Below are 20,495 nucleotides of genomic sequence, written 5' to 3' on the forward strand. Positions count from 1 at the left end.
CCGCCCACCCCTTGACGATCCCGGTGGGGTCCGGCACCCCCCGGTGGCGGGTGCTGAACCACCCCTCGCTCACCCGCTCCGCCTCGGCCGCCAGCTCCAGCACCCGGGCCACCTCGGGCGCGCACCCCGCCACGGTCAGCTCGCCCCGCGCCAGCCGGGACACCTCGCTGTCCGCGCGGTACGTGCTGAACAGCGCGTCCGCCCGGTGGAGCCCGTCCACCGCCGCGCCGAGCGCCGCGCGCACCGCCCGCGGCTCACCGCCGCGCACGTCGAAGGAGAAGACGGTCCCCATGACCTCCTCCGCGTGCCGCACCGCGTCATCCATGGGCCTGGTCCAGCGCGGACTGGAGCGACTGCCGGTAGCCGGTGCTGGTGTACGTGGCCCCCGAGACCATGTCGATCCGCGCGCTCTGCGCGGCCAGCGCCTCGCGCCGCAGCCGGGGGAGCGCATAGCTGTTGATCTCCTGGTCGCGCGGGTTGTCCGTGGGGTACCGGACGGCCGTCACGTCGGTGAGCCTGCCGCCCTCGACGGTCACCCGCACCTGGACCGGACCCCAGCGGGTCTGCACGGTTTCACCGGTGGCGGTCTTCGCGGCCCCCTTGGACGAGGCGGGCGCGCTCGCGCCGGCCCGGGGGGCCGGCGCCGACGCGCCCACGACGAGCCCCGGACTCGTGTGCGGCTTCAGGGACAGCAGCAGCACCACGGCGGAGACCGTCGTGGCGCTCGCCAGGACGATGCGGCGCAGCGGCCGGTTCTTCCTCAACGCGTGCATGGCGTCCGCCTCACAGTTCGAAGGACTCGTGATGGATGCGGTGGTCCCGCAGACCGGCCGCGCGCAGGGCCTCGTAGACGTCCCGCGCGAACCCGTGCGGCCCGCAGATGTAGACGTCGTGGCCGCGTAGCCCGGGGACGGCCGCCCGCAGCGACTCCGCCGTGATGACAGGCCGCTCACCGTGCGGGCCGTTCAACGCGTACAGCACCCTGGCGCCGCGCCACCGGGCGATCGCCTCCAGCTCGCCGCCCAGCGCGAGATCCTCCGCCGAGCGCGCCCGGTACAGCAGGGTGACCTCGCCGGGCAGCGTCTCGAACAGGGCCCGCAGCGGGGTGACACCGACCCCGGCCGCGATCAGCAGGGAGCGCCTGCCCGCGGCCCGGTCGGCGGTGAGCGCGCCGTAGGGGCCCTCGGCCCACACCCGGGTGCCGGGCCTGAGCAGCGAGACGGCCGTGCTGTGGTCGCCGAGCGCCTTGACCGTGATCCGCAGCAGGTCCGGGCGCGGCGGTGCCGACAGCGAGTACGGCGTCGACGTCCAGGCCATGCCCTCGGCGAGGAACCGCCAGCGGAAGAACTGGCCCGGCCGCGCGCCCAGCTCGTCCAGGTGCCGCCCGCGCATCACGACCGAGTACACGCCCGGCGCCTCCGGCTGCACCGACTCCACCCGCAGCCGGTGCCGCCGGTTGAGCCGCACCGGGGTGAGGACCCGGAACCACCCCACGAGCGCCGCGACGCCGAGGTAGAGCGCGTACCAGGCGGCGCCGGCCACCGGCCGGCCGGTGAACTGCTCGCCCAGCGACACCTGGTGGAAGAAGGTCAGGAACACGGCCGCGTACGTGAGCAGGTGGACGTAATACCAGAACTCGTGCCGGACCCGGCGGCGCACCGCCCGCACGGAGGTGAGACCGACCGCGAACAGGATCACGGTGCCGGCGGTGGCCTTCAGCATGTCCGGGTAGTCCAGCACCACGGTGACCGTCTCGTGCCACAGCGACGCCCGGTCCTGCGCCGCGTACCCGGCGAGGATCAGCACGATGTGCGCCACCAGCAGGCACACCGTGTACCGGCCGGCCATCGCGTGCCAGCGCGCCACCCGGTCCGAGCCCACCCGGTTCTCCAGCAGCGGCACCCGCGCCATCAGGCCGACGAGCACCGCACAGGCGTACCCGCACAGCAGTCCCGCGATCCGCCCGGCCCCGGTGAGCCAGCCGGCCGCACCGGTCACCGAGGCGGTGTCCGCCCACCAGAGCGCGACCACGGCCGCCGCTCCCGCGCACACCACGGCGAGCGGCGGCCCCGCGGGGGAGCGGCGCCGCGCGGCCCCCGGCAGGGGCGGGGCCGCCCGCCTCGTGTCCACTGCCGTCATCAGTGCCGTCCCTTCGTCCGCCGGCCCGCCCACTGTGCGTGCCCAAGCTCTGAGCGGCCTCTGAGAAAGGGGCCCGGAACGCTGTCTTCAGAGCTTTCTCACAGAGGTCTCAGAGACCTCTCAGCAATCCGCTGACCAGGCGGTACGACGGCCCACCGACTCTTTTCAGAGCAAACTCACAGCCCGCGCGGGCCTGTGCCGCCCCGCGCACGCGCGATGCTGGGAGGCGCGATGAACACGACCCGTTCCGGCCGCCCGGCCCTCACCCGTCCCGACGGCACCCCGCTGCGCGTCCTCGTCGTCGACGACGACCCCGACCTCGCCGAGGTGCTCACCGGCGCCCTGCGCTACGAGGGCTGGGAGGTGCGCGCCGCCGCCGACGGCACCGCCGCCCTCGCCGCCGCGCGCGAGCTGCGGCCCGACGCCGTCGTCCTGGACGTGATGCTCCCCGACATGGACGGCCTCGCCGTGCTGCGCGGGCTGCACGAGTCCCAGCCCGATGTGTGCGTGCTCTTCCTCACCGCGCGCGACGCCGTCGAGGACCGGATCGCCGGGCTCACGGCGGGCGGCGACGACTACGTCACCAAGCCCTTCAGCCTGGAGGAGGTCGTGGCCCGGCTGCGCGGTCTGCTGCGCCGCGCCGGGATGGCCCGCCGCCCGGAGGAGGAGGCCGGGCTGGTCGTGGGCGACCTGGTGATGGACGAGGACGCCCGTGAGGTGACCCGCTCCGGCGAGCTGATCGAACTCTCGCCGACCGAGTTCGAGCTGCTGCGCTTCCTGATGCGCAACCCGCGCCGCGTGCTCAGCAAGGCGCAGATACTCGACCGGGTCTGGTCCTACGACTTCGGCGGCCGGGCCCATGTGGTCGAGCTGTACATCTCCTACCTCCGCAAGAAGATCGACGCGGGCCGGGCACCCATGATCCACACGGTGCGCGGGGCTGGTTACGTACTGAAACCGGTGACCGGGTGAGGGCCGGTGACCGCACGGGCCCGCTCGCCCGCCTGCCCCGCTTCCGCACCCTGCGCGCCCGCTTCCGCACCCTGCGCGCCCGCCTGACCTTCGGCCTCGTGGTCCTGCTGGCGGTGAGCTGCGCCGCCGTCGGCGTGGCCGCCGTGGTCGAGCTGAACGGCTTCCTCACCCAGCGCCTGGACGAACAGCTCGCCCAGGTCGGCACCCGCTTCCCGGAGAGCCTGGAGCACCGCGGCAAGCTGCCCGACGACCACGACGGCGACGAGCAGGCCGACACCCGCCGGATGGCCACCGGCACCTTCGGCGCCCGCCTGCTGGACGGCACCGTCGTCAACAAGGGCCTCATCCGCTCCGGCGACCTCTCCGCCGACCTGAACGTCTCCCTGTCCGCCGGGGACGCGAAGCGGCTGGCCCGGACCCCGGCCGACGGCCGCCCGCACACCGTCGAACTCTCCGCCCTCGGCCACTACCGGGTCGTCGCCACCCGCGGCCGCGACGGCGACGTGCTGATGGCGGGCCTCCCGCTGGAACCCGTCGAGGCCACCGTCCACCGCCTGGAACTGGTCTCCGCGGTGGTCTTCGGCCTCGCCCTGGTCACGGCCGGGGTGACCGGCGCCCTCTGGGTCCGCTGGTCCCTGCGCCCCCTCGGGCGGGTCACCGCCACCGCCACCCGGGTCAGCGAACTCCCGCTCGCCAGCGGCGAGGTCGCCCTGCCGCCGCGCGCCCCCGACGCCGACCCGCACAGCGAGGTCGGCCAGGTCGCCGCCGCCCTCAACCGCATGCTCGGCCATGTCGAGGACGCGCTCACCCAGCGGCACGCGAGCCAGGAGCGGCTGCGCCGGTTCGCCGCCGACGCCAGCCACGAGCTGCGCACCCCGGTCGCCTCGGTGCGCGGCCACGCCGAACTGGCCCTGCTGCACCCCGGCCCGGTGCCGCCCGAGGTCACCCGGGCGCTGGAGCGGATCACCGCCGAGTCCTCCCGGATGGGCCTGATGGTGGACGACCTGCTGCTGCTCGCCCGCCTCGACGCGGGCCGCCCGCTGGAGCGCGGCACGGTGGACCTGACCCGGCTGGTCCTGGACGCGGTCACCGACGCCCGCGCCGCCGGCCCCGGCCACCGCTGGGCCCTGGACCTGCCCGAGGACCCGGTCACCGTTACCGGAGACGCCCACCGCCTGCACCAGGTGGTGGCCAACCTGCTGGCCAACGCGCGCCTGCACACCCCCGCGGGCACCGAGGTCACGGTCACCCTGGAGCCGTGCCCCGGCGCCGTCCTCCTGCGCGTCCACGACGACGGGCCCGGCATCCCCGAGGAACTGCGCCCCGCGGTCTTCGAACGCTTCACCCGCGCCGACCACCGCCGCCACGCGGACGCGTCCGCGCCGGGGGCGGGCCTCGGCCTGTCGATCGTGGCGGCAGTGGTGGAGGCGCACGGCGGGACGGTGGAGGCACAGAGCGAACCGGGCTCCACGGCCTTCAGGGTCGCCCTGCCGGCCTGACGGGCAGGGGTCAGGCCGTGGGCCGGGGTCAGTACCGGCTGACGGCGGTGACGCCGCCGGACGTGCCCAGAACGATGTGCGGCGCCCTGTCCGGATCCGCCCAGCGCAGGATCCGCCGCATGTCCCGCTCCGGGACGGAGACACAGCCGGCGGTCGCCCCGCGCCCGTTGACGTGCAGGAAGATCCCGGCCCCCCGCCCCCGCACCGGCCGGTGGTAGTTGAACCCCACGACCAGCGCGTACGCGTACTGCCCCGCGTACGCGCCCAGGTGCTCCGACTCCGAGGCCCGGCAGTCACCCGGCAGCGGGTCCGTCCACCGGTTGTACGACGACGACGCGTTGTCCTGGCACCACCAGGAACTCTTCTTCACCGGCCGGTAGGGGACGCGGGTGCCGCCCGGCGCCGCCTTGGTCCCGAACCCGAACGGAAGGTCGTACAAGCCGGTCGGCGTCGTGTCCGTGCCCTGTCTGCGCGCACCCCCCTCGACGAGCCCCTTCGCCCCGAACCGCGCCGGCGCGGACCCGGCCCGCACCCATGATCCGCCCCGCCGGTCCCACCAGGTGAGCGTGCCCGTCGTGGACCTGGTGTCCGGCGCCCGCGCGATGATCAGCTGGGTGCCGCCACCGGTGTCGGCCAGCCGCTCGGGCAGCGGCAGCGGGCCACGGGGAGGGGCGGCGCCGAGCAGGCCCAGGACGGAGGCGGAGACGAGGCCGGCGACGGCAGCGGGACGCATGCTCAGACGCTAGCCGGGGGCAGCGGCAACGGCAGTCCCGGAAGCCCGTCCAGGCTCGTGGCGATGTGCTCCTTCCGGGTGAAGTACTCGTTCAGGGAGGCGTCGTCCTCCCGCGCGAAGCGCCTCTGGTGCAGATCGCGCTCCTCCTCGTACGCCATGAAGGGGACGGCGTAGCCGCAGGTGTCCCGCACCAGCTCGGCGTGGACGACGATGATCGCGCGCAGCCCGTGCGCTCCCGGTTCGATGCCGGGGAAGCGGGCGAGCAGCTCCGAAAAGCGCGGGTCGTCGCGGAACACGGGCTCGCCCCGGCCGTGCACCCGCACGATGTTCGGCGGGCCCTGGAAGGCGCACCACATCAGGGTGATCCGCCCGTTCTCCCGCAGGTGCGCGATGGTCTCGGCGTTGGAACCGGCGAAGTCCAGGTAGGCCACGGTGAGTTCGTCCAGCACGGCGAACGAGCCCTTGAGGCCCTTGGGGGAGAGGTTGACCCGGCCGTCGCCGGACAGCGGCGCGGTCGCGGTGAAGAAGAGGGGTTGCTCCTCGATGAACGTGCGGAGCCTGCCGTCGATGCGCTCATAGCTCTTTCCCATGGCCCGGATTATCCCCGCAACTCTTTCGACTGTCTAAGGATTCTCGGCTCACCCGAAAGGGCGATTGACGAATCATGCAGAGTTCTGCATACTCATGCATGTCAGCAATTGCACGTGAGGAGAAACCCGTGACCGAGCGCGTCGTACTCGCCTACTCAGGCGGTCTGGACACCTCCGTCGCCATCGGCTGGATCGCCGAGGAGACGGGCGCCGAGGTCATCGCCGTTGCGGTCGACGTCGGCCAGGGCGGCGAGGACCTGGACGTCATCCGCAAGCGCGCCCTCGCGTGCGGTGCCGTCGAGGCCGAGGTCGCCGACGCCAAGGACGAGTTCGCCGACGAGTACTGCCTCCCGGCGATCAAGGCCAACGCCCTGTACATGGACCGCTACCCGCTGGTCTCCGCCCTCTCCCGGCCGACCATCGTCAAGCACCTGGTCGCCGCCGCCAAGAAGCACGGCGCCACCACGGTCGCCCACGGCTGCACCGGCAAGGGCAACGACCAGGTCCGCTTCGAGGCCGGCATCGTCGCCCTCGCCCCCGACCTGAAGTGCATCGCCCCGGTCCGCGACTACGCGATGACCCGGGACAAGGCGATCGCCTTCTGCGAGGCCAAGCAGCTCCCGATCGCCACCACCAAGAAGTCCCCGTACTCCATCGACCAGAACGTCTTCGGACGCGCCGTCGAGACGGGCTTCCTGGAGGACATCTGGAACGCGCCGATCGAGGACATCTACGAGTACACCTCCAACCCCGCCACCCCGCGCGAGGCCGACGAGGTCGTCATCACCTTCAAGGAGGGCGTCCCGGTCGCCCTCGACGGCAAGCCCGTCACCGTCCTCCAGGCCATCCAGCAGCTCAACGAGCGCGCGGGCGCCCAGGGCATCGGCCGGATCGACATGGTCGAGGACCGCCTCGTCGGCATCAAGTCCCGCGAGGTCTACGAGGCCCCCGGCGCGATCGCGCTGATCACCGCCCACCAGGAGCTGGAGAACGTCACCGTCGAGCGCGAACTCGCCCGCTACAAGCGGCAGGTCGAGCAGCGCTGGGGCGAACTGGTCTACGACGGCCAGTGGTTCTCCCCGCTCAAGCGCGCCCTGGACGGCTTCATCGACGAGGCCAACCAGCACGTGTCCGGCGACATCCGCCTGACCCTGCACGGCGGCCGCGCGGTCGTCACCGGCCGGCGCTCCGAGTCGTCCCTGTACGACTTCAACCTCGCCACCTACGACACCGGCGACACCTTCGACCAGGCCGCGGCCAAGGGCTTCATCGACATCTACAGCCTGTCGTCGAAGATCGCCGCGCGGCGTGATCTCGCAGGCGAAGCCTGACGCAGACCCGGTGTGACCGCACGGGTCCCCTCGCACGCATCAGCCTGACAGCCGCCTCCTCACCTGCAAGGGTGGGGAGGCGGTCGCACAGACACACTCCCGAGGAGCACGCAAGTGAGCAGCAACAGCGGTGACGTACGGCTCTGGGGCGGCCGTTTCGCCGACGGTCCCGCCGAGGCCCTGGCGAAGCTGTCCGCGTCCGTCCACTTCGACTGGCGGCTCGCGCCCTACGACATCGCCGGTTCCCGCGCCCACGCGCGCGTGCTGCACAAGGCCGGACTCCTCAGCGAGGACGAGCTGGAGCGCATGATCGCCGGGCTCGACCAGCTGGAGGCGGACGTCGCCGACGGCTCCTTCACCGGCACGATCGCCGACGAGGACGTGCACACCGCCCTGGAGCGGGGCCTGCTGGAGCGCCTCGGTCCCGACCTCGGCGGCAAGCTCCGCGCCGGCCGGTCCCGCAACGACCAGGTGGCCACCCTCTTCCGGATGTACCTCAGGGACCACGCGCGGATCATCGGCGGCCTGATCGCCGATCTCCAGGACGCCCTGATCGGCCTCGCCGAGGCCCACCCCGACGTGGCGATGCCCGGCCGCACCCACCTCCAGCACGCCCAGCCGGTGCTCTTCGCCCACCACGTCCTCGCCCATGTGCAGTCCCTGTCCCGGGACGCGGAGCGGCTGCGCCAGTGGGACGAGCGCACGGCGGTCTCGCCGTACGGCTCGGGCGCCCTGGCCGGCTCCTCCCTGGGCCTGGACCCCGAGGCGGTGGCCGAGGACCTCGGGTTCGAGCACGGCAGCGCGGGCAACTCCATCGACGGCACGGCCTCCCGGGACTTCGTCGCCGAGTTCGCCTTCATCACCGCGATGATCGGCGTGAACCTCTCCCGGATCGCCGAGGAGATCATCATCTGGAACACGAAGGAGTTCTCCTTCGTCACCCTCCACGACGCGTTCTCCACCGGCTCCTCGATCATGCCGCAGAAGAAGAACCCGGACATCGCGGAGCTGGCCCGGGGCAAGTCCGGCCGCCTGATCGGCAACCTGACCGGACTCCTCGCCACCCTCAAGGCGCTGCCCCTCGCCTACAACCGCGACCTCCAGGAGGACAAGGAGCCGGTCTTCGACTCCTGCGACCAGCTGGAGGTGCTGCTGCCCGCCTTCACCGGCATGATGGCCACCCTCACGGTCCACCGCGAGCGCATGGAGGAACTGGCCCCGGCCGGCTTCTCCCTCGCCACCGACATCGCCGAGTGGCTGGTCCGCCAGGGCGTCCCGTTCCGGGTGGCGCACGAGGTGGCGGGGGAGTGCGTCAAGGCCGCCGAGGCCGAGGGCAAGGAGCTGGACGAGCTGACGGACGAGCAGTTCGCCAAGATCTCCGCCCACCTCACCCCCGAGGTCCGCACTGTCCTGAACGTCCCCGGCGCCCTGGCCTCCCGCAACGGCCGCGGCGGCACCGCGCCGAGCGCGGTGGCGGTGCAGCTGACGGAGGTCAAGGCGAACGTGGCGCTCCAGCACGAGTGGGCGCGGGCGAGGACGGTCCGCTAGTGCTGTGGCCGCGAGGGTTTGCCGGGAGGCTGCCGGGCGTCGCGAGCCGGTGAACCTTTCCGGTCGCAGCACTAGCTTCGGCCGGCGGCCAGCAGCTCCAGCGTGTCGATCACGCGGTTCGAGAAGCCCCACTCGTTGTCGTACCACGCGACCACCTTGACGTGCCGGCCGTCGACGCGGGTGAGGGCCGAGTCGAAGATCGACGAGGCGGGATTGCCGGTGATGTCGGAGGAGACGAGCGGGTCCTCCGAGTACTCGAGGACGCCGGCGAGCGGCCCCTGCGCCGCCGCCCGGTACGCGGCCAGCACCTCGTCGCGGGTCACGTCGCGGGCGACGGTCGTGTTGAGTTCGACGATCGAGCCCACCGGCACCGGCACGCGGATCGAGTCGCCCGACAGCTTGCCGTCGAGGCCCGGCAGCACCAGGCCGATCGCCTTGGCGGCGCCGGTCGTGGTCGGCACGATGTTCACGCCGGCGGCGCGGGCGCGGCGGGCGTCGCGGTGCGGACCGTCCTGGAGGTTCTGCTCCTGGGTGTAGGCGTGCACCGTCGTCATGAACCCGTGCTCGATACCGGCGAGTTCGTCGAGGACCGCGGCCAGCGGCGCGAGCGCGTTGGTGGTGCAGGAGGCGTTCGAGACGACGGTGTGCGCGGCCGGGTCGTAGGCGTCGGTGTTGACGCCGTAGGCGAGCGTGACGTCCGCGCCGTCCGAGGGCGCGCTGACGAGCACCTTCCTCGCGCCTGCCGTGACGTGGGCGCGGGCGGCCTCGGCCGAGGTGAAGCGGCCGGTGGCCTCCAAGGCGATGTCCACGCCGAGTTCGGCCCACGGCAGCCGTGCCGGTTCGCGCTCGGCCAGCACCGTGATCCGGCGGCCGTCGACGACGAGGGCGTCCCCGTCGACGGTCACCGGGCGCCCGAGCCGGCCGGCCGTGCTGTCGTAGGCGAGCAGCCGGGCGAGCGTGGCGGGCTCCGTCAGGTCGTTGACGGCGACGATCTCCAGGGCGCTGTCGCGCTCCAGCAGCGCGCGCAGCACATTGCGTCCGATGCGGCCGAAACCGTTGATGGCGATGCGAGTCATGAGCGATGTCCCTTCCGTTCGCCACCAGGCTCGCCCGCCGCCCACGCCGCTGACAGTGGCGCGACCGCCATGGTTCACAAGGATCTCGCCACGGGCGTCGGGCGCCTCACTCGCCCCGGGTGAAGGTGCGCCGGTACTCGCTCGGTGTGGTGCCGAGGATGCGCTGGAAGTGCAGCCGCAGATTCGCGCCGGTGCCGAGCCCGACGTCGGCGGCGATCTGCTCGACGCCGCGTTCCGAGCGCTCCAGCAGTTCGCGGGCCAGGTCGACGCGCGCACGCATCACCCACTGCATCGGCGTGTAGCCGGTCTCCTCGACGAAGCGCCGGGAGAACGTGCGCGCCGAGACCCCGGCCTGCCGCGCGAGCAGGTCGAGGGTGAGGGGCTGGTCGAGCCGGTGCAGCGCCCACTCGCGGGTGGCGGCGAACCGCTCGCCGAGCGGCTCGGGGACGCTGCGCGGCACGTACTGGGCCTGGCCGCCGCTGCGGTAGGGGGCGGCGACCAGACGCCGGGCCGCGTGGTTGGACGCGGCCACTCCGAGATCGCCGCGCAGGATGTGCAGGCACAGGTCGATGCCGGAGGCGGCGCCGGCCGAGGTGAGCAGGCTGCCCTCGTCGACGAACAGCACGTTCTCGTCGACCTGGACGAGCGGATGCCTGGCCCGCAGGGCCCGCGTGTAGTGCCAGTGCGTCGTGGCGCGCCTGCCGTCGAGCAGGCCCGTGGCGGCGAGCGCGAACGCACCGGTCGAGATGGCGGCGAGCCGCGCGCCCCGGGTGTGGGCGGCGATCAGCGCCTCGACGACGGCCCGCGGCGGGTCGTCGCGGTCCGGGAACCGGTAACCGGGGACGAAGACGACATCGGCCCACCCGAGCGCGTCGAGGCCGTGGGCGACGTAGTACGCGAGGCCGTCGCCGCCGGTCACCAGGCCGGGCGCGGCCCCGCACACCCGCACCTCGTACGGCATGCTCGCGCGGGTCGTGAACACCTGGGCGGGGATGCCGACGTCGAGCGGCTTCGCACCTTCGAGCACGAGGACGGCGACGCGATGCAGACGGGAGGCTGGCACAGGACGAGGCTACGCGGGGCGTGCCACGCGGCCGGCGCCCGCCTCGGCGGGAGGACCGCACGCGCCGGGCCGCTGGGCGGGGCCGGTCGCGGGTTACGTTGGTCGAAGCCGAACCGGAGCCGACCCAACGGAGCCCGCGATGCCCTTCGCCCGTCTCGCGACCGCCACCACCGCCACCTGTCACATCGGCCTGGGGCTGGCCGCCGTCGGCCGCCCGGGCTACATCAACCTGGGCCGGGACGAGGACCTCGGGGCGGACCGGAGCGTGGCGGCCCTGCGCTCCCGTACCCATGAACTCCTCGACGCCGCCTACGCCCAGGGCGTGCGCTACGTCGACGTGGCCCGCTCCTACGGCCGTTCGGAGGAGTTCCTCGCCGACTGGCTGAAGGCCCGCCCCGGCATCGATGACGTCGTCGTCGGCAGCAAATGGGGCTACACCTACACCGCCGACTGGTCCACCGACGCCGTGCGGCACGAGGTCAAGGACCACGGCCTGGCGACGTACGAGCGGCAGCGCGCCGAGACCGACGCCCTGCTCGGCGACCGGCTCGACCTCTACCAGATCCACTCGGTCACCCCGGACAGCCCGGCCCTCACCGACAAGGAACTCCACGCCAGGCTCGCCCAGGCCGCCGCCGGCGGCCTGACCGTCGGCTTCTCCACCAGCGGCCCGGCCCAGGCGGAGGCGATCCGGGCCGCCCTCGCCGTGACGGTCGACGGCGAGCCCCTCTTCCGTACCGTCCAGTCGACCTACAACGTCCTGGAGCACTCGGCGGGCCCCGCCCTCGCCGAGGCACACGACGCCGGGCTGACCGTGATCGTCAAGGAGGGCATGGCCAACGGCCGGCTCGCCGGCCCGAACGCCCCCGAGACGCTGCGGGCGGTCGCCGCCGAGACGGGGCTCGGCTGTGACGCCGTCGCCCTCGCCTGGATCCTGCGCCGGCCCTGGGTGGGCGTGGTCCTCTCCGGCGCCGCGACGGTCGCCCAGCTCGCCTCCAATCTGCACGCCCCCGCCGTCGACCTGGACCCGGAGCAGCTGACCCGCCTCGCCACGCTCACCGAGGACCCCCGCGCCTACTGGGAGCGGCGCGGAGAGCTGCCCTGGCACTGACGCACACCCGCGTGCCCCGGCACTGACACAAACCGCGCTGACCAGGGGGATGAGTCACGTGTGCCCAGTGTGAGACAAAATTGTCTCACCTGGGCTACTCTTGTCTCATGGATCGTGACCACGTGCTGCGCAGCGCCGCCGCCCTGCTGACCCGCAAGTCCACCGCGACCATGGACGAGGTCGCCAAGGCCGCCGGGATCAGCCGGGCCACGCTGCACCGCCACTTCGCCGGGCGCGACGCGCTCGTCCGGGCGCTGGAGGCGCTCGGCATCGCGGAGTGCGAGGCGGCGCTGGACCGGGCCCGCCCGGAGGAGGGGGCCGCGGCCGACGCCGTGCGCCGCCTGGTCCGCGAGATCCAGCCGGCCGCGGGCCTGCTCGCGTTCCTGTACGGCGAGAGCCAGCTGTGGGAGGGCGACCGGCAGAACGACGGCTGGCAGCGGCTCGACGGCCGGATCGCCGCCCTGTTCCAGCGCGGACAGCAGGGCGGTGAGTTCCGCATCGACCTCACTCCCGCCTGGCTCACCGAGGCGCTCTACGGTCTGACCGCCTCCTGCGCCTGGGCCAGCCTGGACGGCCGCGTGGCCGCCCGTGACTTCCCGACCATGGTCGCCGAGCTGCTGCTCGGCGGCGCCCTGCGAAGAGAGGAACCATGACCAGCACCCTGCGGCCGGCCGACGCGGCGCGGACGGAGCGGCGTCCGGGCCGGTGGCTCGCGCTCTGCGTCCTCGTCCTGGCCGTGCTGCTGGTGGCCGTCGACGCCACCGTCCTCGGCCTGGCCACCCCCTACATCAGCGAGGACCTCCACCCCTCCGGCACCCAGCTGCTGTGGATCGGTGACGTCTACTCCTTCGTCATCGCCGGCCTGCTGGTCTCCATGGGCGGCCTCGGCGACCGCATCGGCCGCAAGCGGATCCTGCTCGGCGGCGCCACCGCGTTCGGCGCGATCTCCGTGCTCAACGCCTATGCCTCCACACCCGAAACGATGATCCTGGCGCGGGCGCTGCTCGGTGTCGCGGGCGCGACCCTGATGCCGGCCACCCTCGCCCTGATCCGCAACCTCTTCCACGACCCGCGCGAGCGCAGCCTCGCCGTCGGCATCTGGGGCGCGACCGCCTCCGCCGGCACGGCCGTCGGCCCGATCGTGGGCGGCTTCCTGCTGGAGCACTTCTGGTGGGGCTCGGTCTTCCTGATCAACCTGCCGGTGATGGCCGTCCTGGTGCTGGTCGGCCTGCGCACCCTGCCCGAGTCCCGCAACCCGGACCCGGGCCCCTGGGACCTGCCCAGCGTCCTGCTGTCGCTCGTCGGCATGATCGGCGTCGTCTACGGCGTCAAGGAGGCCGCGACGCACGGCTTCTCCTGGCCGGCCCTCGCCGTCGGCCTGCTGGGCGCGGGCGCCCTCGGCGGCTTCGTGCGCCGTCAGCTGACCATGCCGGTCCCGCTGCTGGACATGCGGCTGTTCCGGCACCGCGGCTTCAGCGGCGCCGTGCTCGCCGACCTGCTGACCGTGCTCGGCATGTCCGGACTGGTGTTCTTCCTCTCCCAGTACCTGCAACTGGTCCAGGGCAGGCACCCGTTCGAGGCGGGCCTGGCCGAACTGCCCGCCGCCGTGGGCGCGGTGGCGGCCGGACTGGTCGCGGGCAGCGCGGCCCGGCGCCTCTCGGTCCGCTCGGTGGTCGCGGGCGGCCTCGCCGCGGTCGGCCTGGCCCTGGCCGCCCTGACCTGCCTCGGCCGGTCCACCGGCTACCCGGTCCTCGGCGCCGCCCTGCTGATCGTCGGCATCGGCGCGGGCCTGTCCTTCACCGTCACCGCGGACGTGATCCTCTCCAGCGTCCCCAAGGAACAGGCCGGCGCCGCCTCGGCGGTCTCCGAAACCGCCTACGAACTGGGCGCCGCGCTCGGCATCGCCCTCCTCGGCTCCATCGTGACCGCCGTCTACAGCGGCTTCACCGGCCCGGCCGGCACCCCGCCCGGCGCCCATGAATCGCTGGGCGCGGCGGTCGAGGCCGCGGCCCGCATGCCCGCCGGTGCGGCCCATTCCCTCCTGGACGCGGCCCGCGACGCCTTCGTGCACGGCCTCCACCTGGCGTCCGGCGCGGGCGCGGCGGTCCTGCTGGGCACGGCGGCGGTGGCGTGGTTCCTGCTGAAGGGACAGCGACTGGAGAGCACCGAGCAGGCGGAGCACCCGCGGTAGGCAGGGGACCGAGGCCGGGGCGCCCGCCCCGGCCCGTCCCTCACCGCTTGTAGCCCAGCACCGTCATCATCCCGCTCTCCGAGTGGTACTGGTTGTGGCAGTGCAGCATCCACAGCCCCGGGTTGTCCGCGTCGAACTCCACCACCAGCTTGCGGTGCGGCAGCACCAGCGCCGTGTCCTTGCGCGCCCCCACCGCGTCCAGACCGGTCATCGCGAACGTGTGTCCGTGCAGGTGCATCGGGTGCCACATGTCCGTCGCGTTGATGAGGGTGAGCCGCACCCGCTCCCCGGCATGGATCTCGTGCCGCTGCCGCACGTCGTACGGCTTGTGGTCGAAGCCCCAGTCGAAGCGGTGCATGTTGCCGGTGATCCTGATGCGCATCTGGCGGTCGGGGTGCCGCTCGGGCAGGGCCACCGAGTCGGCCGGCTCCAGCCGCCGCGCCGGCACGCACTCGCCGTCCAGCTCGTCCGGCCGGACATTGGGGGCAGGAAGGTTTTTCCCCTTGTCGGTGCGGAGCACGGCGAGCGCGCTGCCCTTCTTGCCCTCGGCGAGCGCGACCAGCGGGAAGCAGCCGTCCTTGGCGGTCACCAGCACGTCGTACCGCTCGGACATGCCGATGAGCAGCGCGTCGGTCTCCCGGTGCCGCACGGGGTAGCCGTCGGTGTGGGTGACGGTCATGGTGTGCCCGCCGAGACAGACCCGGAAGGCCGTCTCCGAACCCGCGTTGACGAAACGGATGCGGATGCGGTCACCGGGACGGCAGCGCAGCACCGAGGGATCGTGCGGCAGCCGCCCGTTGACGAGGTAGTACGGGTAGTCGACGCTGCCGCCGTCGCCGTCGAGCATGCGGCTGTGGGAGTCGCGCAGCACCCGGTCGGGGCCCGCGGACTTGGCGGACGGCGCCGGCTTCGCCTTGGCCGGCTTGCTCGCGTGGGGGCTCGGGCTGCCGCTCGGGTGCGTGTGCTCGGGGCCCATCCCCATGCCGCCCATCGCGGAGCCGCCCGGCTTGAGCTGTTCGAGCACCCCGTCGGGCGTGGAGCCGTCCACCCCGTCCAGCCAGTCGTCCAGGACGACGATCCACTCCTTGTCGTAGGCGAGCTTCTCCTTGGGATCGTCCACGACGAGCGGCGCGTACAGGGCGCGGTCGGGCTGCATCCCGACATGGGAGTGGAGCAGATAGGTGCCCGGGTGCTTCACGGTGAACCGGTAACGGAAGTCGCGCCCCGAGGGGATGGCCCGCTGGGTCAGGTCCGGCACGCCGTCCATGTCGCAGCGCAGCCGCACCCCGTGCGAGTGCAGGGTGGTCTCGGTGGGCAGCCGGTTGGCGAGCGTCAGATCGAGCACGTCGCCGGCGCTGACCCGGACCAGCGGTCCCGGCACCGTGTCGTTGTACGCCCAGGTCCGCACTGACCGCCCACCCAGGTCCAGTCGCGACTCGGCGGCGGTGAACCGGTGGGTGTGGACACGGCCCGCCCCGCGCTTGCGCTCGGTGGCGAGGACCTCCGGGTCCGACGGGTTGACGTACCCCCGGGGCCCCGCCGGTACGAAGTTCCCCTCGGTGCCCGCCCCGAGGGGGCCGGTGTCCGCGCGGTGGGGTCCGGAGCGGGTCTCGGAGCCGGAGCCGCAGGACGCCAGGAAGCTCGCACCGACGGCTGCGATCGGGACACGGAGGAGGGTTCGCCGCGAAGGTGTATCCATGCCTGAATCAGACATGTTTTCCGGGGGGTACGCGCGGGAGCGTAGGCCGAATGCCCCTGCCCCGCGGGAGATTCACACCGGCAGACGGACGAACGCCCGCCGCGTCCGTCCGCCCAAGGGGCTCAGGCGGCCTTCGCCTTGGTGGCGTACATGTCCACGTACTCCTGCCCGGACAGCCGCATGACCTCGGTCATCACGGAGTCCGTCACGGCGCGCAGCACATAGCGGTCGCGGTCCATGCCGTCGTAGCGGGAGAACTCCATCGGCGCGCCGAAGCGCACGGTCACCTTGCCGGGGCGCGGGATGCCGTTGCCGCCCGGCTGGAGCTTGTCGGTGCCGATCATGGCGAACGGCACCACCGGCGCACCGGTCATCAGGGTCAGCCGGGCGATGCCCGTGCGCCCCCGGTAGAGGCGGCCGTCGGGGGAGCGGGTGCCCTCGGGGTAGATGCCGAAGATCTTCCCCTCCTCCAGGATCCGCCGTCCCGTCATCAGCGCGGCCACACCGCCGTTCGCGCCGTCGCGGTCCACCGGGATCATGCCGACGCCGGTGAAGAACCACGCCATCAGCCGGCCCTTGACGCCCTTGCCGGTGACGTACTCGTCCTTGCCGATGAAGAACACCTGACGCTTCGTGACCAGCGGCAGCACGATCGAGTCGATGAAGGTGAGGTGATTTCCGGCCAGAATCACCGGTCCGTCCCCCGGGATGTGCTCCACGCCCTCCACCTGGGGGCGGAACATCAGGCGCATGATCGGTCCGAGCACTGCCTTGATGAGGCGGAAGCGGGACAACGGGTCCTCCGATGCCGAGGGAGCGATATGAGTCTGTGCAGGTGAGGACATTACTCGCGGGTCCGGCGCGAACGCACATCGGGTACGGCCGGTTCACCGAGGTCTTACGAAGTGTTGACGTGGGTTTACCTGCGGTGACGCGCGGCAGACGGCGGGTAACGCCCTTGTGCCGGTGTGACGGACATCGCTCGGGTGGCGGCGGGCCCGACGGACCGTCACCGCTGGCCGCCCATGGTCCACCGGCCGTCGTCCCCGTGTTCGACCCGAAGCCGCCCTCCTGTCATGTTCCCGCCCCTACGATCGCTCGGACCGATGAGCGACACGACAGCGGACGCAGCAGACGGCAGGAGGCCGCCGATGGGGAACGACCGGACGAACGAGCAGCCGCGGAACGAGGGCACGGGACGGCGGGCGCTGCTCGGCGCCGCGGTGCTGGGCGCGAGCGGGGCGGTCCTCGGACTGCCCGGGGCCGCGCGGGCGGCCGAGGCCCGGGCGGCGAAGCCCGCCGCGCGCGGGCTGAAGGGGCTGCCGGTGCCGACGATCATCGGCCACCGGGGGGCCAGCGGCTACCGCCCCGAGCACACCTTCGGCTCCTATGAACTCGCCCTCGACCTCGGCGCCGACATCGTGGAGGCCGGCGACCTCTGCCCCACCAAGGACGGCCACCTCGTCTGCCGGCACGAGCCGGAGATCGGCGGCACCACCGATGTCGCGGACCACCCCGAGTTCGCCGGCCGCAAGACCACCAAGGTGCTCGACGGCGTGCCCACCACCGGCTGGTTCACCGAGGACTTCACCCTCGCCGAGCTGAAGACGCTCCGCGCGATCGAGCGCATCCCGGCCAACCGGCCGCACAACACCCTCTACAACGGGCGCTGGGAGATCCCCACCTTCGAGGAGGTCCTCGCCTGGCAGGACGAGCAGACCCGCAAGCGCGGCAAGCAGGTGTGGATCTACCCCGAGACCAAGCACCCCACCTACTTCCGCAAGCTGGGCCTCGGCCTGGAGGAGCGGGTGGCCAAGCTGCTGCGCAAGCACGGCAAGGACGGCCGCAACTCCCCGGTGATCCTCCAGTCGTTCGAGCCCACCAGCATCGAGCGGCTCAACCGGCTGGTCGACAACCCGCTCGTGGTGCTGCTGTCCACGGCCGACAGCCGTCCCTGGGACTTCGTGGAGACGGGCGACCCGCGCACGGTCGCCGACCTGATCACCCCCAAGGGTCTGCGGGAGATCGCCGGTTATGCCCAGGGCATCGGCCCCACCCTCGACCTGGTCATCCCCAGGAAGGCGGACGGCACCCTGGCCGCGCCCTCCACCCTGGTCTCCGACGCGCACCGGGTCGGGCTGATCCTGCACCCCTACACCATGCGCAACGAGAACCCCTTCCTGCCGGCCGAGTTCCGCAAGGGCGGCGCGGCCGACGGCTACGGCGACCCCTTCGGCGCCTTCAAGGCGTACTTCGGGACCGGCATCGACGGGGTCTTCACCGACAACGCCGACACCGGGGTCCTCGCCCGAGCCGACTTCCTGAAGTGACCGGACGCCGGCTCTCCCGCCGCGGACGGCGGGGGAGTTGGCTATCTCACAGGACGGTCACGCACGACGGAGGTTGCTTCGCGCCGAGCGCGGGGATAGGAGTGTGGGGGACGACAGGTGATCAGGTGAGCGGGAGGCATGCGCACATGGGCATGAGCGTGACCATCTCGGTGGCGACCGAACAGGACGCGGAGCAGATCTTCCGGCTCCAGTACCTGTGCTTCCAGAGCGAAGCGGCGCTCTACGGCAACTACCGCATCGACCCGCTCGTCGAGACCCTCGACGCCGTCCGCGAGGAGATCGCCTCGGACTGCGTCTTCGTCGCCCGGCTCGGCGACGAGGTGGTCGGTGCCGTACGCGGCAAGGTGACCGAGGACGGCGCCGCCGCGATCGCCCGGCTCTGCGTCCACCCCCGCCTCCAGGGCCACGGCATCGGCGCCCGGCTGCTGCGCGCCGCCGAGTCCGCCCTCGCCGGGGAGCGCGGCGCCACCCTCTTCCGCCTCGAGACCGGCCACCGCAGCGAGGGCAACCTGCGCCTCTACCGCCGGGTCGGCTACGAGGCGGTGGGCCGCGCCAAGGGCACGGACGGGGTGGACCTGATCATCCTGGAGAAGCCCGCGGCCACCTACGCGACCACGGCCTGAGCGGCGCTTCGGCGCGGACTCAGGCGGTCGCCCGGGGCCGCGCCCTGCGCAGCCAGTACATCGCGGACAGCGGAAGCAGCACGGGAATGAAGACGTAGCCCATCCCGTAGTCGGACCAGACCGTGGCATCGGGGAACGCGGAGCCGTCGACCACGGTCCACGTGCCCACCAGCAGCACGCCGGCCAGCTCCACGCCGCAGCACACCAGCGCCGCCCGCCGGGCGACCTCGCCGCCGCGCACGAGCGTGTACGTGATGAACGCGTACACCAGCCCGGCCACCGCGGACAACGAGTAGGCCAGCGGCGCCCGCTGGAAGTCCGTCGAGATCTGGTAGGCGGAACGCGACAGCGCGCCGACCACCATCACGCCGTAGAACCACACGAGCAGCATCCCCGGCCCGCTGATCAGCCGGGCCGGCTTCTCCTCGACGGTCGTCATCTCAGCTTCCCCAGATGTCATAGAGCCGGACCTGCAGTACGGCGAGCACCACACCGCCCGCCGCGGCCGTCACCGAACCCCAGCGGGTCCGCTCGGCCAGCGACATGAACCCCGCGGCCGGGACGCACGCGAACGCGCCCAGCAGATACGCCACGAAGATGGCGGTGCCCTGCTCGGGCTTCTCGCCCCGCGCCAGCTGCACGATCCCGATCACCAGCTGCACCGCGGCCAGCACCGACACCGCGGCCATGCCGATGAGGTGCCAGTCCTTGGTGGGCTGGTCACGATAGGCGGCCCAGCCGCACCACGCGGCGAGCAGCAGCGCGGCGACCCCGGTCACCAGCGTCAGGACAGTGAGCATGCGGTGACCTTATTACGGCGGAAACGGGCGATCGCCGCCGACCCCGCCGTACGCCGTAGGGTCGAGCGCATGACGATCCACGCACACGCCCTCCTGTTCGACAACGACGGCACCCTCGTCTCCTCGTACGACTCCGTCGTGCGCTGCTGGACCAGGTGGGCCGGCGAGTACGGGGTCACCGCCGAGCGGCTGCGGGGCGTGGAGCTGCACGGCCGTACCGCCGCGGAGATCATCGCCGACCTGCTGCCCGCCGACCTGGTGCCCGAGGCCGTCGCCCGGGTCGAGCAGCTGGAGGTGGAGGACGTGGCCGGGGTGCGGCCGCTGCCCGGCACCCTGGAGTTCCTGGACTCGCTGCCCGCCGACCGCTGGGCTGTGGTCACCTCCGCCACCCGCCGGCTCGCCGAGGCCCGGCTCCAGGCCGCGGGCATCACCCCGAAGTCGCTGGTCAGCGCCGAGGACGTCACCCGCGGCAAGCCCGACCCCGAGCCCTATCTGCTGGCCGCGCGGCAGCTCGGCGTGGACCCCGCCGACTGCGTCGTCTTCGAGGACGCCCCCGCCGGGCTGCGCGCGGCCCGCGCGGCCGGCATGGCCACCGTGGCGTTGGCCACAACCCACCGGGCCGGGGAACTCGACGCCGACCTGGTGGTGGACAACCTCGCGGCCTTGTCCGCGCTGGTCCGCGACGCCCGGGTGGAGATATCCGTACGCGGCTGAGTCCGCGCCGCGCTGTCCGCCGCTGTCCAGCATCCGGACAACGGCGGCGGGCCGA

The 20,495-nt window shown here is 72.8% G+C and carries 21 protein-coding genes; 10 read left to right on the plus strand and 11 right to left on the minus strand.

Going from position 1 to position 20,495, the window contains the following annotated elements; genetic code table 11:
* From FRZ03_RS30230 to FRZ03_RS30240, 3 genes are all read right to left on the minus strand, one after another.
* On the minus strand, positions 1 to 292 hold a 292-nt coding region (locus FRZ03_RS30230; protein WP_146468317.1), incomplete at its 3' end, for an FAD:protein FMN transferase.
* A 25-nt stretch (positions 293 to 317) separates the two neighbouring features.
* On the minus strand, positions 318 to 773 hold the full coding sequence (locus FRZ03_RS30235; protein ID WP_146468277.1) for an FMN-binding protein: 456 nt from the start codon (positions 771 to 773) through the stop codon (positions 318 to 320).
* Between the two features lie 10 nt (positions 774 to 783).
* The gene (locus tag FRZ03_RS30240; RefSeq protein ID WP_146468278.1) at positions 784 to 2,139 is read right to left on the minus strand and encodes a ferredoxin reductase family protein; all 1,356 of its coding nucleotides are present in this window, start codon (positions 2,137 to 2,139) and stop codon (positions 784 to 786) included.
* Positions 2,140 to 2,370: 231 nt separating this feature from the next.
* Here FRZ03_RS30240 and FRZ03_RS30245 point away from each other — a divergent pair, with 231 nt between their 5' ends.
* Together FRZ03_RS30245 and FRZ03_RS30250 are read left to right on the plus strand one after the other, a co-directional pair.
* Positions 2,371 to 3,111 carry a response regulator transcription factor gene (locus FRZ03_RS30245; protein ID WP_146468279.1) on the plus strand — a complete coding sequence of 247 codons (741 nt, stop codon included), beginning with the start codon at positions 2,371 to 2,373 and terminating at the stop codon, positions 3,109 to 3,111.
* A 50-nt stretch (positions 3,112 to 3,161) separates the two neighbouring features.
* Positions 3,162 to 4,610, plus strand: coding sequence for a sensor histidine kinase (locus tag FRZ03_RS30250; RefSeq protein WP_398661404.1), 1,449 nt, complete (start codon positions 3,162 to 3,164; stop codon positions 4,608 to 4,610).
* A 28-nt stretch (positions 4,611 to 4,638) separates the two neighbouring features.
* Here FRZ03_RS30250 and FRZ03_RS30255 read toward each other — a convergent pair whose 3' ends face one another.
* Both FRZ03_RS30255 and FRZ03_RS30260 read right to left on the minus strand, forming a co-directional pair.
* Positions 4,639 to 5,343 carry a L,D-transpeptidase family protein gene (locus FRZ03_RS30255; RefSeq protein ID WP_146468280.1) on the minus strand — a complete coding sequence of 235 codons (705 nt, stop codon included), beginning with the start codon at positions 5,341 to 5,343 and terminating at the stop codon, positions 4,639 to 4,641.
* A 2-nt stretch (positions 5,344 to 5,345) separates the two neighbouring features.
* A complete protein-coding gene (locus FRZ03_RS30260) occupies positions 5,346 to 5,933 on the minus strand; it encodes a pyridoxamine 5'-phosphate oxidase family protein (protein ID WP_146468281.1) in 588 nt (195 codons plus the stop codon).
* A 128-nt stretch (positions 5,934 to 6,061) separates the two neighbouring features.
* Here FRZ03_RS30260 and FRZ03_RS30265 point away from each other — a divergent pair, with 128 nt between their 5' ends.
* A complete protein-coding gene (locus FRZ03_RS30265; protein ID WP_146468282.1) occupies positions 6,062 to 7,264 on the plus strand; it encodes an argininosuccinate synthase in 1,203 nt (400 codons plus the stop codon).
* A 114-nt stretch (positions 7,265 to 7,378) separates the two neighbouring features.
* Positions 7,379 to 8,812 (plus strand): argininosuccinate lyase, encoded by a 1,434-nt coding sequence (gene argH, locus FRZ03_RS30270; RefSeq protein WP_146468283.1) that lies wholly within the window; start codon positions 7,379 to 7,381, stop codon positions 8,810 to 8,812.
* Positions 8,813 to 8,883: 71 nt separating this feature from the next.
* Here argH and gap read toward each other — a convergent pair whose 3' ends face one another.
* On the minus strand, positions 8,884 to 9,888 hold the full coding sequence (gene gap / locus FRZ03_RS30275; RefSeq protein ID WP_146468284.1) for a type I glyceraldehyde-3-phosphate dehydrogenase: 1,005 nt from the start codon (positions 9,886 to 9,888) through the stop codon (positions 8,884 to 8,886).
* 106 nt (positions 9,889 to 9,994) lie between these two features.
* Positions 9,995 to 10,951, minus strand: coding sequence for a GlxA family transcriptional regulator (locus tag FRZ03_RS30280; protein WP_146468285.1), 957 nt, complete (start codon positions 10,949 to 10,951; stop codon positions 9,995 to 9,997).
* 139 nt (positions 10,952 to 11,090) lie between these two features.
* Between FRZ03_RS30280 and FRZ03_RS30285 the strand changes: the two genes are divergently transcribed.
* The 3 genes from FRZ03_RS30285 to FRZ03_RS30295 all read left to right on the plus strand — a co-directional run bounded on the left by FRZ03_RS30285 (position 11,091) and on the right by FRZ03_RS30295 (position 14,253).
* Positions 11,091 to 12,062, plus strand: a complete 972-nt coding sequence (locus FRZ03_RS30285; RefSeq protein WP_146468286.1) for an aldo/keto reductase — start codon at positions 11,091 to 11,093, stop codon at positions 12,060 to 12,062.
* 107 nt (positions 12,063 to 12,169) lie between these two features.
* Positions 12,170 to 12,715: a TetR/AcrR family transcriptional regulator gene (locus tag FRZ03_RS30290; RefSeq protein ID WP_186785701.1), complete on the plus strand. Its 546-nt coding sequence runs from the start codon at positions 12,170 to 12,172 to the stop codon at positions 12,713 to 12,715.
* Complete coding sequence (locus FRZ03_RS30295; protein ID WP_146468287.1) at positions 12,712 to 14,253, plus strand: MFS transporter; 1,542 nt, start codon at positions 12,712 to 12,714, stop codon at positions 14,251 to 14,253. The genes FRZ03_RS30290 and FRZ03_RS30295 overlap by 4 nt, the downstream gene beginning before the upstream one ends.
* Before the next feature lie 40 nt (positions 14,254 to 14,293).
* Here the strand turns inward: FRZ03_RS30295 and FRZ03_RS30300 are convergent, their stop codons facing one another.
* Together FRZ03_RS30300 and FRZ03_RS30305 are read right to left on the minus strand one after the other, a co-directional pair.
* On the minus strand, positions 14,294 to 15,952 hold the full coding sequence (locus FRZ03_RS30300) for a multicopper oxidase family protein (protein ID WP_146468288.1): 1,659 nt from the start codon (positions 15,950 to 15,952) through the stop codon (positions 14,294 to 14,296).
* 122 nt (positions 15,953 to 16,074) lie between these two features.
* Entirely contained in the window at positions 16,075 to 16,704 is a 630-nt protein-coding gene (locus FRZ03_RS30305; protein ID WP_146468320.1) for a lysophospholipid acyltransferase family protein, read from the minus strand.
* 399 nt (positions 16,705 to 17,103) lie between these two features.
* Between FRZ03_RS30305 and FRZ03_RS30310 the strand changes: the two genes are divergently transcribed.
* Both FRZ03_RS30310 and FRZ03_RS30315 read left to right on the plus strand, forming a co-directional pair.
* On the plus strand, positions 17,104 to 18,282 hold the full coding sequence (locus FRZ03_RS30310) for a glycerophosphodiester phosphodiesterase (RefSeq protein ID WP_146468289.1): 1,179 nt from the start codon (positions 17,104 to 17,106) through the stop codon (positions 18,280 to 18,282).
* Positions 18,283 to 18,428: 146 nt separating this feature from the next.
* Positions 18,429 to 18,926, plus strand: coding sequence for a GNAT family N-acetyltransferase (locus FRZ03_RS30315; RefSeq protein ID WP_146468321.1), 498 nt, complete (start codon positions 18,429 to 18,431; stop codon positions 18,924 to 18,926).
* Positions 18,927 to 18,945: 19 nt separating this feature from the next.
* Here the strand turns inward: FRZ03_RS30315 and FRZ03_RS30320 are convergent, their stop codons facing one another.
* Together FRZ03_RS30320 and FRZ03_RS30325 are read right to left on the minus strand one after the other, a co-directional pair.
* Entirely contained in the window at positions 18,946 to 19,365 is a 420-nt protein-coding gene (locus FRZ03_RS30320) for a hypothetical protein (RefSeq protein ID WP_146468290.1), read from the minus strand.
* A 1-nt stretch (position 19,366) separates the two neighbouring features.
* Positions 19,367 to 19,726 carry a hypothetical protein gene (locus FRZ03_RS30325; RefSeq protein ID WP_070030117.1) on the minus strand — a complete coding sequence of 120 codons (360 nt, stop codon included), beginning with the start codon at positions 19,724 to 19,726 and terminating at the stop codon, positions 19,367 to 19,369.
* Positions 19,727 to 19,795: 69 nt separating this feature from the next.
* Between FRZ03_RS30325 and FRZ03_RS30330 the strand changes: the two genes are divergently transcribed.
* Positions 19,796 to 20,440, plus strand: coding sequence for an HAD-IA family hydrolase (locus tag FRZ03_RS30330; protein ID WP_146468291.1), 645 nt, complete (start codon positions 19,796 to 19,798; stop codon positions 20,438 to 20,440).
* Positions 20,441 to 20,495: the final 55 nt, after the last annotated feature.

The sequence above is a fragment of the Streptomyces misionensis genome (assembly GCF_007896895.1).
GTDB classification, from domain to species: Bacteria; Actinomycetota; Actinomycetes; order Streptomycetales; family Streptomycetaceae; genus Streptomyces; species Streptomyces misionensis_A.

Coding starts and splice junctions, on each gene's coding strand:
- FRZ03_RS30240 (WP_146468278.1), bottom strand. CDS start 2,139: ATGACGGCAGTGGACACGAGGCGGGCGGCCCCGCCCCTGCCGGGGGCC.
- FRZ03_RS30245 (WP_146468279.1), top strand. CDS start 2,371: ATGAACACGACCCGTTCCGGCCGCCCGGCCCTCACCCGTCCCGACGGC.
- FRZ03_RS30320 (WP_146468290.1), bottom strand. CDS start 19,365: ATGACGACCGTCGAGGAGAAGCCGGCCCGGCTGATCAGCGGGCCGGGG.
- FRZ03_RS30235 (WP_146468277.1), bottom strand. CDS start 773: ATGCACGCGTTGAGGAAGAACCGGCCGCTGCGCCGCATCGTCCTGGCG.
- FRZ03_RS30260 (WP_146468281.1), bottom strand. CDS start 5,933: ATGGGAAAGAGCTATGAGCGCATCGACGGCAGGCTCCGCACGTTCATC.
- FRZ03_RS30300 (WP_146468288.1), bottom strand. CDS start 15,952: ATGGATACACCTTCGCGGCGAACCCTCCTCCGTGTCCCGATCGCAGCC.
- FRZ03_RS30305 (WP_146468320.1), bottom strand. CDS start 16,704: ATGCGCCTGATGTTCCGCCCCCAGGTGGAGGGCGTGGAGCACATCCCG.
- FRZ03_RS30325 (WP_070030117.1), bottom strand. CDS start 19,726: ATGCTCACTGTCCTGACGCTGGTGACCGGGGTCGCCGCGCTGCTGCTC.
- FRZ03_RS30330 (WP_146468291.1), top strand. CDS start 19,796: ATGACGATCCACGCACACGCCCTCCTGTTCGACAACGACGGCACCCTC.
- gap (WP_146468284.1), bottom strand. CDS start 9,888: ATGACTCGCATCGCCATCAACGGTTTCGGCCGCATCGGACGCAATGTG.
- FRZ03_RS30255 (WP_146468280.1), bottom strand. CDS start 5,343: ATGCGTCCCGCTGCCGTCGCCGGCCTCGTCTCCGCCTCCGTCCTGGGC.
- FRZ03_RS30315 (WP_146468321.1), top strand. CDS start 18,429: ATGGGCATGAGCGTGACCATCTCGGTGGCGACCGAACAGGACGCGGAG.
- FRZ03_RS30310 (WP_146468289.1), top strand. CDS start 17,104: ATGGGGAACGACCGGACGAACGAGCAGCCGCGGAACGAGGGCACGGGA.
- FRZ03_RS30285 (WP_146468286.1), top strand. CDS start 11,091: ATGCCCTTCGCCCGTCTCGCGACCGCCACCACCGCCACCTGTCACATC.
- FRZ03_RS30290 (WP_186785701.1), top strand. CDS start 12,170: ATGGATCGTGACCACGTGCTGCGCAGCGCCGCCGCCCTGCTGACCCGC.
- FRZ03_RS30295 (WP_146468287.1), top strand. CDS start 12,712: ATGACCAGCACCCTGCGGCCGGCCGACGCGGCGCGGACGGAGCGGCGT.